11 protein-coding genes are annotated in these 14,051 nt (G+C 66.4%); 6 read left to right on the forward strand and 5 right to left on the reverse strand.

The features are described from left to right. The first annotated feature begins 41 nt into the window (after positions 1–41). From FHW94_RS19960 to FHW94_RS19970, 3 genes are read left to right on the forward strand one after another with little or no spacing between them, the layout of a single operon-like run. Complete coding sequence (locus FHW94_RS19960; RefSeq protein WP_168557602.1) at positions 42–1,631, forward strand: sodium/sugar symporter; 1,590 nt, start codon at positions 42–44, stop codon at positions 1,629–1,631. Continuing rightward, a complete protein-coding gene (locus tag FHW94_RS19965; RefSeq protein ID WP_168557603.1) occupies positions 1,615–2,520 on the forward strand; it encodes a 2-dehydro-3-deoxygalactonokinase in 906 nt (301 codons plus the stop codon). Before FHW94_RS19960 ends, FHW94_RS19965 begins: the two co-directional genes overlap by 17 nt. A gap of 46 nt (positions 2,521–2,566) precedes the next feature. After that, a complete protein-coding gene (locus FHW94_RS19970; protein ID WP_168557783.1) occupies positions 2,567–3,175 on the forward strand; it encodes a 2-dehydro-3-deoxy-6-phosphogalactonate aldolase in 609 nt (202 codons plus the stop codon). 198 nt (positions 3,176–3,373) lie between these two features. Here the strand turns inward: FHW94_RS19970 and FHW94_RS19975 are convergent, their stop codons facing one another. Beyond that, on the reverse strand, positions 3,374–5,689 hold the full coding sequence (locus FHW94_RS19975; protein ID WP_168557604.1) for a TonB-dependent receptor: 2,316 nt from the start codon (positions 5,687–5,689) through the stop codon (positions 3,374–3,376). A gap of 338 nt (positions 5,690–6,027) precedes the next feature. Here FHW94_RS19975 and FHW94_RS19980 point away from each other — a divergent pair, with 338 nt between their 5' ends. After that, on the forward strand, positions 6,028–7,119 hold the full coding sequence (locus FHW94_RS19980; protein ID WP_168557605.1) for a TauD/TfdA family dioxygenase: 1,092 nt from the start codon (positions 6,028–6,030) through the stop codon (positions 7,117–7,119). Positions 7,120–7,286: 167 nt separating this feature from the next. Here FHW94_RS19980 and FHW94_RS19985 read toward each other — a convergent pair whose 3' ends face one another. Genes FHW94_RS19985 through FHW94_RS20000 form a run of 4 tightly spaced genes read right to left on the reverse strand, consistent with a single transcriptional unit; the run spans position 7,287 to position 11,515 of the window. After that, complete coding sequence (locus FHW94_RS19985) at positions 7,287–8,492, reverse strand: MFS transporter (protein WP_168557606.1); 1,206 nt, start codon at positions 8,490–8,492, stop codon at positions 7,287–7,289. Then, positions 8,489–9,304, reverse strand: a complete 816-nt coding sequence (locus FHW94_RS19990; RefSeq protein WP_168557607.1) for a TauD/TfdA family dioxygenase — start codon at positions 9,302–9,304, stop codon at positions 8,489–8,491. Before FHW94_RS19990 ends, FHW94_RS19985 begins: the two co-directional genes overlap by 4 nt. A 17-nt stretch (positions 9,305–9,321) precedes the next feature. Continuing rightward, positions 9,322–10,695 carry an amidohydrolase family protein gene (locus FHW94_RS19995; protein WP_349237579.1) on the reverse strand — a complete coding sequence of 458 codons (1,374 nt, stop codon included), beginning with the start codon at positions 10,693–10,695 and terminating at the stop codon, positions 9,322–9,324. 1 nt (position 10,696) lies between these two features. Beyond that, positions 10,697–11,515, reverse strand: a complete 819-nt coding sequence (locus FHW94_RS20000) for a class III extradiol ring-cleavage dioxygenase (RefSeq protein ID WP_246866302.1) — start codon at positions 11,513–11,515, stop codon at positions 10,697–10,699. A gap of 338 nt (positions 11,516–11,853) precedes the next feature. Here FHW94_RS20000 and FHW94_RS20005 point away from each other — a divergent pair, with 338 nt between their 5' ends. Together FHW94_RS20005 and FHW94_RS20010 are read left to right on the forward strand one after the other, a co-directional pair. Continuing rightward, positions 11,854–13,110 (forward strand): MFS transporter, encoded by a 1,257-nt coding sequence (locus FHW94_RS20005; RefSeq protein WP_168557608.1) that lies wholly within the window; start codon positions 11,854–11,856, stop codon positions 13,108–13,110. Then, on the forward strand, positions 13,110–14,015 hold the full coding sequence (locus FHW94_RS20010; protein WP_246866303.1) for a ribokinase: 906 nt from the start codon (positions 13,110–13,112) through the stop codon (positions 14,013–14,015). The genes FHW94_RS20005 and FHW94_RS20010 overlap by 1 nt, the downstream gene beginning before the upstream one ends. Positions 14,016–14,051: the final 36 nt, after the last annotated feature.

A 14,051-nucleotide genomic window follows, 5' to 3' on the forward strand; every position in this document is an offset into this window, starting at 1 on the left:
GCAAGGCCAAATGCCCCGCGCGCGCAAAGAGAGGGCGGGAAATGAGCCTATCGACACTCGATGCCTTGGTGGTGGTGGCCTACGCCGTCTTCATCTTTGCGCTGGCCCAGTGGGTCAGCCGTGAAAAAGCCGGGCACCAGACCGACACCACCGACTATTTCCTGGCGTCCAAGTCGCTGCCGTGGTGGGCGATCGGCGCGTCGCTGATCGCGGCCAACATTTCGGCCGAGCAGATCGTGGGCATGGCGGGGTCGGGCTATGCCATTGGCCTGGCCATCGCTTCCTATGAATGGATGGCGGCGGCCACGCTTTTGCTGGTGGCCAAGTATTTCCTGCCGATCTTCCTGGCCAACGGCATCTACACGATGCCGCAGTTCCTGGAGCAGCGCTTTGGCCCCACGATCCGCACAGTCATGGCGGTATTCTGGTTGGTGCTCTACGTCTTCGTCAACCTGACGTCGATCGTCTGGCTGGGCTCGATCGCGGTGATGCAGGTGGCCGGCGTCAACCAGGACCTGGCGCTGGCCGGGCTGGGCGTGTTCGCGCTGCTCTATCAGTTGCGCGGCGGGCTCAAGGCCGTGGCACTGACCGATATCGTCCAGGTCACGCTGCTGGTGCTGGGCGGGCTGGTGATCGCCTGGCTCACGCTGGGCCAGATCGGCCAGCTTTACGGCGATGGGCCGGGCATCGTCTCGGGCTTCAAGGCGCTGGTGGCGCAAGCGCCTGATCACTTCCACATGATCCTGTCGGCCGACGATCCGCATTACAAGGACTTGCCGGGTCTTTCGGTGATCATCGGCGGCATGTGGATTGCCAACCTGTCGTACTGGGGCTGCAACCAGTACATCATCCAGCGCGCGCTGGCGGCCAAGAGCCTGCCCGAGGCGCAGCGCGGCATGGTCTTTGCCGGTTTCCTCAAGCTGATCATGCCGATCATCATCGTGCTGCCCGGCATTGCCGCCGTGCTGCTCGCGCCCAATCTGGCCAAGCCGGACCAGGCCTATCCCGCGATGATGCGCCTGCTGCCGCCGGGGCTGCTCGGCCTGGTCTTTGCAGCGCTCGTGGCCGCGATCATCGCGTCCACGGCCAGCAAGATCAATTCGATCGCCACGATCTTCACGCTCGATATCTATGCCCGCTTTGCCAAGGGGGAACAGAGCGAGAAGAAGCTGGTGACCGTGGGCCGCATCGCCGCCGCGGTGGCCGTGGTGATCGCCATTCTCACCGCGCGGCCGCTCCTGGGCGGGCTCGACCAGGCGTTCCAGTATATCCAGGAGTTTTCGGGCTTCGTCACGCCGGGGATCACGGTGATCTTCCTGCTCGGCCTGTTCTGGCCGCGCGCGACCGAGGCCGGCGCGCTGACCGGGGCGGTCGCCTCGGTGCTGCTCAGCCTGGTGTTCCGCTTTGGCGGGATTGCCGCGCTCGAAGCCGTGCCGTTCATGAACCGCATGGCGATCATCTTCGTGATTTCGCTGCTGTTGGCCATGGGGGTATCGCTCGCGCGCCCGCAGGTGCAACAAGGCGCCGGTATCCGCAAGGAAGCCACCCTGTTCCGCACCAGCACCGGCTTTAACCTGGCGGCGCTGGCGATCCTGGCGATTCTTGTCGCTCTCTATGCCTTTTGGTGGTGATTTGACCGTGAACGACCGTTTCCTTGCTATCGACTGGGGCACCACCAATCGCCGGGTCTATCTGCTTGATGAGGCCGGTACCGTGCTGGACACTTTCCGCGACGATCGCGGCGTACTCGGCGTGGGGCGCGATGGCGGGCCGGGCGCCTTTGCCGACGAAGTGGCCGCGATCCGCGCGCGGCTGGGAGACTTGCCGGTGATTGCCGCTGGCATGGTCGGCTCCCAGCGCGGCTGGGCACTGGTGCCTTATCTTTCGTGTCCATCCGGTGCGGCGCAGATTGCCGGCGCCTTGTACGAAGTGGCGCCCCGTACCTGGATCGTGCCGGGCCTGTCGGACCCGCGCGGCGACGTGATGCGCGGCGAGGAAGTGCAACTGCTCGGCGCGGTCCACGCAGGCCTTGCCCCGCCCGACGCGTTGTTGTGCCAGCCCGGCACCCATTGCAAGTGGGCGCGCATGGAGGGCGGCGCCGTCGCCAGCTTTGCCACCAGCATGACGGGTGAGATGTTCGCCCTGCTCAAGCAGCACAGCCTGCTGGCCGAATTCCTCACCGGCCCGGTGGCCGATGGCCCGGCCTTCCGCGCCGGGGTGGCGGCCAGCGGCGATGGCGCGCTGCTTACCGCGCTGTTCGGCGTGCGCGCCAGTGCGCTGCTTGGCCTGCGCGCGGTGGAAGACAGTGCCGCCCATGCTTCGGGCCTGCTGATCGGCAGCGATGTACACGGCGCCGGCGTGGGGCCCGATAGCGACGTTTACCTGTTGGCCGATCCGATGCTCGGCGCGCTTTATACGGCGGCCATTGCGCAATGCGGCGGCCGCGCCCACCTCGTTGATAGCCATGCCGCGTTCGTTGCCGGCATCGCCCAGATCTGGAGCCTTGTTCGTGACCGTTGACCATACCGCTGCCGATCGCGTTGCCGCCGATAGCTTTGCCCGGGCCATGCGCCATTGCCCGCTGGTGGCGATCTTGCGCGGGGTTCGCCCCGACGAGATCGAGGCCATGGCCGATGCCTTGGTCCAGGCTGGCTTTTCGATGATCGAAGTGCCGCTCAATTCTCCCGATCCGCTGGTGTCGATCGCCAAGATCGCCCATCGCTATGGCGAGGATGTGCTGGTGGGTGCGGGCACCGTGCTGACCGTGGCCGAGGTTGAAGCCGTGCACGCTGCTGGCGGCACCCTGGTGGTTTCGCCCAACGTCAACCCGGCGGTGATCGCGCGCAGCGTGGAACTGGGCATGGTTTCGCTGCCTGGCTATGCCACGCCCACCGAAGCCTTTGCTGCGCTGGAAGCGGGCGCCCATGGCCTCAAGCTGTTTCCCGCCGAAGCGGCCAGCCCGGCCGTGCTCAAGGCGCAACTGGCAGTGATCCCGCGCCATGTGCCGGTGCTCGCCGTGGGCGGCGTGACCCCGGAAAACCTGTCTGACTGGATGGCGGCTGGCGCGGCCGGCGGCGGCCTGGGTTCGGCGCTCTACAAGGCCGGGCGCAGCGTGGAAGACGTGGCCAAGGCGGCCAAGGCCTTTGTGACCGAAGTGCACCGCCTGATCGATTGAGACCTCGCGGCGCATAAATTTCTTCGTCACCCCGGGCTTGACCCGGGGTCCCGCTTTCTTCCGGCCTCGCACTTTGGGTCAAGAAAAGCGGGACCTCGGATCAATTCCGGGGTGACGTGTTCAGGAAACGCAGACGCAAAAAAACGGCAGCGCGGGGATTATCCGCGCTGCCGGCAAGGTGGACTTCATGCGTCGAAGTCAGAACTTGTAGCCGACCGTGGCAAAGACCTGGCGCGGCGGGATATATTCCACGCTGGTGGTGCCAGAGCCATAAGGATCGGCGAACTTGTTGCTCACCCCGGCCTTGTCGGTGATGTTGGTGCCGGTCACCGAGAAGGTGAAAGGCGAAGCATCCGGCTTGTACTGGATCATCACGTTGCCGATGGTATAGGCCGGCACGGTATCGAACTGCGGCACGTTGAAGATGCGCGAGTTGAACTTGCCGCGATAGACCACTTCGCCGCGCAGCATGAGTTCGCCCGGGCCCACCGGGGCGGTATACGTGGCGGCAAAGCTGCCCTGCACGCCCGGCAGCTTGGGGATCTTCTTGCCGTTGGTGTTGGTCGAAGCAGCCATGACGGCGGAAATCACCCGCGAGTCATAGTACCAGCCCGCGGGATAGCCCAGCGCCGCATACGTGGTGGCGCGAATGTCTTGTGCGGTCTGCTTGTCGATCGTGTAGTAATCGCCGTGGAACTTGCCTTCAGCCAGGGCCAGGTTGCCGTCGAAGCGCAATTGCTTGGTCGGCGCCCAGGTGGTTTCGAATTCCACGCCATAGGTTTCCGCCCGCGGGATGTTGGCGGTGCCGCCGGCAAAGGGCACCGGATCTTCGGCGGTGAACTGGAAATCCTTGTACCAGTAGTAATAGCCCGCCACGTTGAGGCGCAGCGTCTTGTCGAAGAATTCGTTCTTCGAACCCACTTCGGCCGCCCAGACGGTTTCCTTGCGGTACGTGCTCTTCACAAAGATGGAATCGCCGCTGAACGTCACGCCGCTGGGCTTGTAGCCCTTGGAGCCGGTGACATAGAGCATGTTGGTGGGCGTCACCTGGTATTGCACGCTGACCTTGCCGGTCACCGCGTCGCTGGTGGCGGTGCGCGGTGGCACGGTGGCGAAATACTGCACCGGCTGGGCGGAAATCTTGTCCCAGCTATAACGCGCGCCGCCAATCAGATCGAGCTTGTCGGTGGCGTGGATCACTGCCTGGCCATAGCCGGCCCACGAGGTGTGCTGATAGGGGCTGTCGGTCTGGAACGACACTGCCTCGCCCGTGGCGGGATCGGTGGAAAAGCCGCCGGTGGTGTATTCCAGGATGTTCTGCAGGGCGTGCTGGCGCAGGTAGAAGCCGCCGACCACCCATTCGACCGACTTGTTGGGCGTGGACGAGGCCGAGACTTCCTGCGTCCAGGTGCTGCTCATGTCCTGCCACTTGACGATGTTGTCGTGATAGTTGGCATAGACGAAGCGGTCATTGTCGCCGCTCTGGTTCTTGTTGAGGTACTGGTAGGCAGTCACCGACTTGAGCACGACCTTGTCATCGATCGTCTGCGCGATCGACAGGTAGGCCATGCGCGTCTTGGTGACGTACTTGCCGCCATAATCCTGGTTCACCACGCGCGGGTCGGAACTGGGATCGGCGATGTAGGTGGTGCTGCCGGCGGCCGGATCGGTGCTGCACAGCAGGCACTTTTGCAGCGCGGCGTTGTGGCTGGCGTCGAACGACTGCGCCGAAAGCGTCACGGTGGTGTCGGGCGAGGGCTGCCACAGCAGCGAGACATGGCCGCCGATGTTGTTGGCATCGTCCAGCGGATACTTGGCATAACCGGGCACGCCCACGGCATAGCCATAGCCATCATGGCGCAGGTATTGCACCGTGCCGCGCAGGGCGAGCGTCTCGGCAATCGGCACGTTGAGCGTGCCCATGGCGCGCACATAGTTGTAGTTGCCGTAGGAAAGCTGGGCTTCGCCGGTATACTGGCCCAGCACCGGCTTGCGCGTGATCACGTTGATGGCGCCGCCGGTGGACGTCTGGCCGAACACCGTGCCCTGCGGTCCGCGCAGCACTTCCACGTGATCCACATCGAGCAGATCCTGGTTCAGCGCCACGACGTGGGCGATATAGACCCCGTCGATGTGGAAAGCGACGCCGGGCTGCGAATTGGGGTTTTGCGCGGTTTCATAACCAACGCCGCGAATGGCGATGACACGTTCGTTGCCCTCGCTCTTGGTCACAGTCAGGCCGGGAACGAAGCCGTTCAGATCGGCCAGTTCCGTGGCGTTGCGCTGGCGCAGCGCCTCGTCGGAAACGGCGCTGATCGCAATCGGGGCCGATTGCAGGTTCACTTCGCGCTTTTCGCCGTTGACCACGATGGTGCCGATGGGGCTGCCATCGGCATCAAGTTCGGGTGCGGCCACGGGGGCCGGTTCGGGCGCGGCTTCGGCGGCGCGGGCAGAGGTGGCGGCAAGCGCCAGTAGCGATGCAGTGGCAGTGAGCAGGACGGATGACGGGCGCATGGGTTTCCCCCCTCGAAAAATGCTTTTCATCGCTTTCAGGCAGCCCCTCGGCTGTGTTTTCTCCCTGAACCTGGCCTTGATCGTGGCAGGCATGTTTGTGGCGCCAGCATCGGTGGACATGCGGTCCGCGGTCTTGCGCGGCAACGCACGAATAGTTGACCGATCGGCATTGCAGCAAGCGCCATGTTGCGGTGCGGTGCACTGCGGATGCCGGAATCTTGCCCGCTGGTTTGTCGGTGCTGTCCAAATCTCTTGCGCGCAGGGACAAGACGTGGCGCACTGCATCATGCCACGTCCGGCCCAGGCAAACGCCCGCCAAGACGCAAAGGAACATAGCCTTGTCCGTGATCACGCCTTCCGCCCCCGTGCTATCCCCGGTGACCAGCCGTGCCGCCTGGCGCGGCGACGAGCTCGCCCGCGGCCAGGACTGGGTCTACGAACTTTCGCCCGCGCAGATTGCCGAGCTGGAAGCGCTGGGCACGCGCTTCATGGCCGAAAATCCCGATCTGCGCACGGTACAGGCGCAGGACTATCCGCTGGTGGAAACGGCCCAGGCTTGCGAGGAATGGCGCCAGGAAGTGGATTTCGGGCGCGGCTTCGTGCTGGTGCGGGGCCTGCGGGCAGAGCTCTATTCCGATGCCCTGTCGTGCGCGATCTATTACGTCCTTGGCTTGCACATGGGCGATCCCATCCGCCAGAACGAGATGGGCGACCTGATCGACCACGTCTATGCCACGTCGGACAAGACGATGGACGATCCCACCGCGCTGTCGTCCAAGGTGCGCGACAAGCTGGTCTACCATTCGGACAGTTCCGATATCGTCGCGCTGATGTGCCTGCGCGGCGCGCGCGAAGGGGGGCTTTCGTGCCTGGTTTCGGGCGCGGAAATCTATAACGAGATCCTGCGTCGGCGGCCCGACCTGGCGCCTTTGCTGTTCGAACCATTCCACTGGGACTGGCGCCGCCAGGACCACGAGGCGCCGGCCGATACCTATACTTCGCCGATCGTCAGCCTGGAGCAGGGCGTGTTCAGCATGTATGCCGGCTCGCTCTATATCCTGACAGCCCAGGAATATCCCGGCGTTCCGCAGTTGACCGAAGACCAGATCGAGGTGCTGCGCCTGTTCGACGAGATCACCTATGAAGAAGGCATGGCGATCGAGATGGATTTCCGCCCCGGCGACATCCAGTGGCTGTCGAACTATGCCGCGCTCCACGCCCGCACCACGTTCTGGGACTGGCCCGAACCGCAACGCAAGCGCCACTTGCTGCGCCTGTGGCTGTCGAGCAAGGGCACGCGCCCGGTGGTTGAAGGCTTTGGCAAGAATGGCGTGGTCCAACACCGCGCGGCCCCGCGCGACGGCGCGGCCGAGCATCCCGATGCGCATTTCGACGTGCGCGGCATGTCGGTGCCCCGCCTGATCGCCTGACGCACACGCGCCGAACAAATCTGCCCGGTGGAGCGATCCGCCGGGCTTTTTCGTGGGTCGCGTAGGAAACAGGCACGCGCCGGTGCCCCATTAGATGATCGTCACCCCGGACTTGATCCGGGGTCCCGCTTTTTTCTCGGCAGCAAACAGAAGAGCGGGATCCCGGGTCAAGCCCGGGATGACGGGGCCAGGATAACCTGGTGGCGGGGCCGCAGCGCAGCTGCCGCCAGCGCCACTGGCAGGCATGCGCCACCCAGCAGCCATAGCGCTCCGGCGTAGCTGCCGGTCCATTGTGCGAGCACACCGGCAAGGCCAGGCCCTAGCGCGGCAAGGCCGGCCAAGGTCCAGCACAAAGCCAGGCCCGCCGTGCCGGTTTCGGGGCCGAACCAGTCCATCAGCAGCACCGTCACCGCCATGGCGACGAGCGCCGAACCGACTCCGAAGAGGGGGACGAAGCCCCAGTTGACCATGGGCGCACCGCCTTGTGCCAGGGCGCCCATGCCCAGCGCGGTGGCGACCATGGCGAGGGTGAGCAGCGTGACCGCCCGAACATGGCGCAGGGCAAATCCGGCAAGGCCGGTGCCCAGCGCGCCGAGCAGCCCTTGCACGGCCAGAACGCGCGCCACGGCGCCGTCGCTCCAGCCACGCGCGGGGGTAAGATGCGCGGGCGCAACGCTCAGCGCGGTCATGATCACCGCCTGGCTCAGGACCATGGCCAGGGCCAGCACGGCAAAGCGCGCGTTCAGCAGCGGGCGCCACCAGCCAGCCGTGCGCGGCGCATCGGGGCTATGAGACTCTGGCGGATCGCGCAGGACCACGAATAGCAGCGCGGCAAGTGTTAGCGCGATGGCGCAAGTGCCGCGCCAATAGCCGATGCCGCCGTCAATCAGCGCCTGCCCCACGGCCGGCCCGGCAGCATTGCCCAGCGCGCCGGTCATCAGGTAAAGCCCCAGCACGCGCTCAGTGCGCGGGCCTGACCAGCCCGCGATCATCGTATAGGCGGGCGTGTTGGCCAAAAGCGAAAAGCCCGCGCCCACCAGCGCCATCGCCGGCAGCAGGAGGGCAAGGCCACTGGCAAGGCCCGCCAGCGCCAGCCCGGCGGCCATGACCAGCGCGCCGCCGGTCATCGTCAGCCGCCCGCCGATGCGCGCCATCAGCCACACCGGCAGCGTGGCCCCCACGCTGGCACCGACGATCACCATGGTGAAGGCCGCGCCCAGCGCCGCCGGGCCAAGCTGAAGCGCCTGGCCGCTGGCAAACAGCGCCAACCCCATGCCGGCAAAGACAATGCCCTGGCCGGCAAACAGCGCCAGCGACACGGCCGCCGCCACCGCGCCTTCACGCCAGGTGAACGCGCGCGCGGCCTGGTTCATTCGGGCTTTTCGCCCAGGATCTGGACACGATAGCCCGAGCGCACTTGCGGGAAATAGTCCCAGATCGCCGAATGCTGCGCGCAGCGATTGTCCCAGAACGCGATGGAATGCTGCTGCCAGCGGAAGCGGCACTGGAACATCGGGTGCTGCACGTGTTCGTAGAGATAGCTCAGGATCGCGCGGCTCTCGATGGCGGGAATGCCCTCGATATGGGTGGTGAAGCCACGGTTGACATAGATGCACTTCTTGCCGGTAACGGGATGGGTGCGGATCACCGGGTGGCTGTGGCGCGGCAGCTTCATGCCTTCGGGCGTGATCCCGCCAAAGCCGACCACGGCATCGTGCACGGCGGTCAAGCCTTCGAGATAGGCCTTCATCCGGTCAGACAGCGCATCATAGGCGGCGTACATGTTGGAAAACACGGTATCGCCGCCCACCGGGGGGATGGTGTGAAGATAGAGGATCGAGCCCATCGGCGGCGCTTCGTCGCAGCTCATGTCCGAATGCCAGTCCTCGCCGGCCACGAACGTGCTGTTCTCGTCGGCGTGGATGATCGTCACTTCGGGGTGGCCGGGCACCTGCCAGGGCTTGGTGCTGGGCGCGATGTGCACGCCGCCGAAATATTGCGCCAGGCGGATATGGTCTTCGTGGGCAAGCGGCTGGTCGCGGAAGAACAGCACCAGGCGATCGGCCATCGCGGCTTTCAATTCGGCCACTTGCGCCTCGCTCAGCGGCTTGGTCAGGTCCAGGCCGGAAACCTCGCCACCGATCGCGGGGGTTAGTTGGGATACCGAAATCGTTTCATAGGTCATCGCAAGGATTGCCTTTTTCAGATGAGCGGCCAGGCCATGCGCAGCGGCAGGCCCGAGCGGGAAACCACGGCCTGCGCAGCATCCTGCGCCTGGGCCAGCAAAAGATCTTCATCGATGGTGGTGCAGCGCCCGGCCTCGACCACGCGGCGGCCGTCCACCCACACGCTGTGCACGCCGCGCCCATCGGCCGACCACACCAGTTGCTGCGCGGGATTGTGCAGCGGCACCCATTCGGGCCGGCGCGCATCGTGCAGCACCAGGTCTGCCCGCGCGCCCACGCTCAGCGTGCCGACCTGGCCTTGCAGCCCCATCGCGCGCGCGCCGTTGACGGTGAGCATTTCCAGCGCGCTTTCGGCCGGGAACAGCGCAGTATCGCCGCGCGCGTCCTTCCACAATCCCGCCATCAGCCGCGCAGAAGGCATCAGGTCGTGGCGGTCGCCGCCATCGGTGCCCAGCGCGATATTCACGGCCGCTGCTGCCATTTCGGGAAACAGCCCGCGCGTGGTGGCCTGGTAGCCACCCTTGAGCGAGGCTTCGGGGCAGTGCACCACATGGGTGCCGCTCTGCGCCAGCAACGCCACTTCGCTCGCGTCCACATGCACCATGTGCACCAGCGATAGATGGTCACCCAGCACGCCCAGGTCTGCCAGCCATTGCACCGGCCGCTTGCCGGTGTTGGCCAGGTACCACTCCGGGTCGCCCACGGCGGGTGCCATGTGCGCCGCAATACGCAGGCCGCGCTCGCGCGCGATGGCCGTGGCGGCCTGCCACAGTTCGCCCGTGTTGGTCATGTGCCCGACCAGCAGCGGCCAGGCGGCGATCAGCCGCCCATCGTCGGGCCAGGCGGCCAGGTCCGTCTCGAACGCATCGAGCGCCGCGCGGGTGAGCGTGGCCTGGTCGTCTCCGGGGGCAAAGGCGCGGTCCATGCACCAGCGCCCGATGCGGCCACGGATGCCGGTGCCCTCCAGCGCCTGCGCCACCGCGTCGAACGCGATCAGCGTGCCTGCCTCCAGGAACGTGGTGGTGCCGGTCTTGAGCATGGCCAGCACCGCCAGCCGCGCGGCAATCGCCTGCTCTTCCGGCGTATGACCCTGATAGAGCGGGATGACCCACTGGTTCAGCCCTTCGTCGAACGGCAGCGCCTCGGGCAGGAAATTGCGCAGCAGCGTTTCGGTCAGGTGCACATGGGCGTTGACGAAGCCGGGCGTGGCCACGAACCCGTGCGCGTCGATCACCGCGCGCGGGGCCACCTTGGCGGCCACCTCCGCGCTTGGCCCCACGGCCACGATCCGTCCCTCCGCCATGGCCACGGCGCCATCGCGGATCACGCGGCGCTGCGCGTCCATCGTCACCAGCATGGCGCCGGTGACCAGGGTATCGACCGGCTGCACGTCAGCCAAAGCGGAAGGCCGAAATGTCGGCCATCATCACGTTGTCGGTGAAATCGCGCTTGCCCGGCGCATCGGCAGCGGCACCTGCCGCCACCATCAGCGGGATGAGATGCTCTTCGCGCGGATGGCTCTGCCGCCCGGCCGGCGCACTGGCCCATTGCGACAGCGCCTGCCAGCGCGCGTGCGGTTCGCCTTCGATCGCCTGGGTCAGCCAGGCATCGAACGTGGCCGAAGGCTGCGTGGCGGCGGGCGAGAAGAACGCGCGCATATTGTGGAAGCTCATCCCCGAACCCACGATCAGCACGCCTTCATCGCGCAGGGCGCCCAGCGCCCGGCCGCAGCGCAAGTGTTCTTCAGGATCGAGATCGCGCTTGAGCGAGAGCGGCACCACCGGAATATCGGCCTCGGGCGTGACGAGCAGGAAGGGAATGAACACGCCATGGTCGAACCCGCGGCGTTCGTCCGTGCGTGCGGGCAGCCCTTCGGCCTTGATCAGCTCCACGATACGCTCGGCCAGTGCCGGTGCGCCGGGCGCGGGGAATTGCAGTTCGTAAGTGTGCGGGGGGAAGCCGTAGTAGTCATAGATCATGGCGGGCGCCGAAGCGGTGGAGGCGGTGAAGGCGTCTTCCTCCCAGTGCCCGGAAATGACCACGATGCCCTTGGGCCTTTCCGGCAGGCTGGCGATCAGGCCCTTCAGGTAAGCGGCAGTCTTGTCCCAGGCATCGGCCGGGCCACCCATCGCGCGCCAATCCATGAAAAAGCAAGGGCCACCACCATGGGGAATGAACAGGCTGGGCATCCGGGTTGCGGAATCTGGCATGACGTCGCTTGGCTCCTTGGGCATCGGCATTATCGCATCATCGTCACCCCGGCTTGATCCGGGGTGACGGATGCAAAGCCGCAACGATCGGTTCTCGATGATCAAACCATCGCCCACCGCCTAGAAGCGCAGGCCTCTGCTGTCTTGACGGCACGCGCAAGCAATTTTGCATGGCGCGCGCGGAGCATGACCAGGTGCCTGGAAAACCGCGTTCCGCATGGGGGCCAAGTTGATGGCTGGCGCCCTCGTTCTTGCTGGCGGGCCTGCGTGCTTGGCAAGCGCGCGGGGGTGGGGTTTGATGCGCTTGCCATCCATAGTTCAGGGACTCGTTGCGCCACATGTCCGCCAGCCACGCCCGTCAGGCCGCCCAGGTTGCCATCGCCGCCACCATTGCCAACACGCTGTGCATGACGGCGGCGATTTCCGCCACGATCGGCGTGTTCCTGGTGCCGATCGCCGAGGATTTCGGCTGGCCGCGCGCCGGGGTTTCCGGCGTGCTCGGGCTGATCTCGGTGATCAGCGCGATCAGCTATCCCCTGATCGGCCGGGCGATGGACCGCTTTGGCGCGCGCTGGCTCTTGCTGGTGGGCAATCTGGGCCTGGCGGCGGGTATCCTGCTGGTTTCGCGCGCCAGCGGCACGATGCTGGATTTCTACTGGCGCTTTGCCGTGGTGGGCCTGTTCGGCACGATGGCGGCCACCGGCATGGTCAGCAAGGTGGTGTCCAACTGGTTCGATGCGCGGCGCGGGCTCATGCTGGGCGTGACGGCAGGCGTGGGCAATGGCGTGGGCGCCACGATCATGCCGATCGTGGCCGGGCTGGTGCTGACCAGCCATGGCTGGCGCGCGGGCTATGCCACGATCGGGGTGATCGTGGCGCTGGCCGCGCCGTTCATTGCGCTGTGGCTGCGCGATGCGCCCCCGGCAGTGCAAGGCGCGCCGGCGGCGCCGCTGGCCAGCGGCATGAGCCTGGGCCAGACCATGCGCACCAGCGCGTTCTGGCTGATGCTGCTGGCCGTGGCGGCCGGCGCTGGCGGGATGACCGCGATGTTCACCCACGTGGTGCCGATCCTGACCGGCCATGGCGTTGGCCTGGCACAGGCAACCGGCGTGGTGGCGGTGTTCGCCCTGGTCACGGCCGGATGGCAGGTGGTGACCGGCGGGTTGCTCGATCGCTTTCGCACCCCGCGCCTGCTGCTGCCGATGTATGCCAGCGCAATGATCGGGATGGTCGTGCTGCAATTCTACACAGGCAGCCTCGCGATCATCCTGGCCGGGGCGCTGCTTGGCATAGGCATGGGCGCGGAATATGCCGCGCTTTCCTATTTCGTGTCGCGCTATTTCGGGCTGCGCCACTTCGGCACGATCGTGGGCGCGTTCTATGCCGTGGTGGCCTTCATCCAGGGCGTGGCGCCGATGCTGATGGACATGAGCTTTGACCGCACCGGCTCTTATGCCGGGGCAACGCTCACCATCGTCGGCGCCCTGGCGGCCGGCATGGTGCTGCTCGCCCTGCTGCCGCACCCCGATCGCTTTGCCCAAGGGCAGGGGCGCAGGGCCGATGACGTGGCGCCGGGCGATCTGGTGCTGGCCTGATGACCGTCGTCGTTTTCGGATCGATCAACCGCGATCTAGTGATGCGCGTGCCGCGCCTGCCGCTGGCGGGGGAAACCGTCGCGGCCACCAGCTATGACCTGTTGCCCGGTGGCAAGGGCGCCAACCAGGCCGTCGCCGCGGCGCGCCAGGGCGTGCCCACAGTGATGCTGGGCGCGGTGGGCCAGGATGCCCACGGCGATGCCATGCTGGCTGCACTGACGCAGGCGGGCGTGGGCACCGGCGTCATCGCGCGCCTGCCTGGCCCGACGGGCCTGGCGCATGTGTTCGTTTCCGATGAAGGCGAAAACCAGATCGTGATCGTGGGCGGTGCCAATGCGGCGCTGCCCGCGCCCGATGTCTTTCCCGCCGGCGCAGCGATTGCCGTGGCCCAGGCCGAAGTGCCCACCGCGGCCGTGGCGCGCTTCCTGGCCCTGGCGCGCGAAGCTGGCGCACGCACGCTTTACAACGCAGCGCCTGCGCTGGCCGAGGGACGGGCGATCCTGCCGCTGGCCGATATCGTGGTGGTCAACGAAACCGAACTGGCGTTTTTCCTGGGCGAAGCCGTGCCAGAAGGCGATACCGCCCTTGCCGCTGCGGCGCGCCGCCTGATGGCGCGCGAGGGCCAATGGGTCATCGTCACGCTGGGTGGGGCTGGTGTTATTGCTGAAGGGCCGGGCGGCACGATCCGCCTGCCCGCACGCGCCGTGCCGGTGGTGGACACGACCGGTGCGGGCGACACCTTCTGCGGCGTACTTGCCGCGCGGCTGGCGCAAGGCGAGAGCATGGCCCAATCGCTCGCCGTGGCGGTGTTCGCCGCCGGCCTTTCCGTCCAGCGCCTGGGCGCTGCTGCCTCCATGCCCACGCGGGCAGAGGTGGATGCTGGGCTGGCCTTGCTGGACCACTGACGCTGCGCTTGGCGGGGGCTTCGACAAGCGCCACCC

The organism is Novosphingobium sp. SG720 (genome assembly GCF_012275365.1).
Classification (GTDB): domain Bacteria; phylum Pseudomonadota; class Alphaproteobacteria; order Sphingomonadales; family Sphingomonadaceae; genus Novosphingobium; species Novosphingobium rhizosphaerae.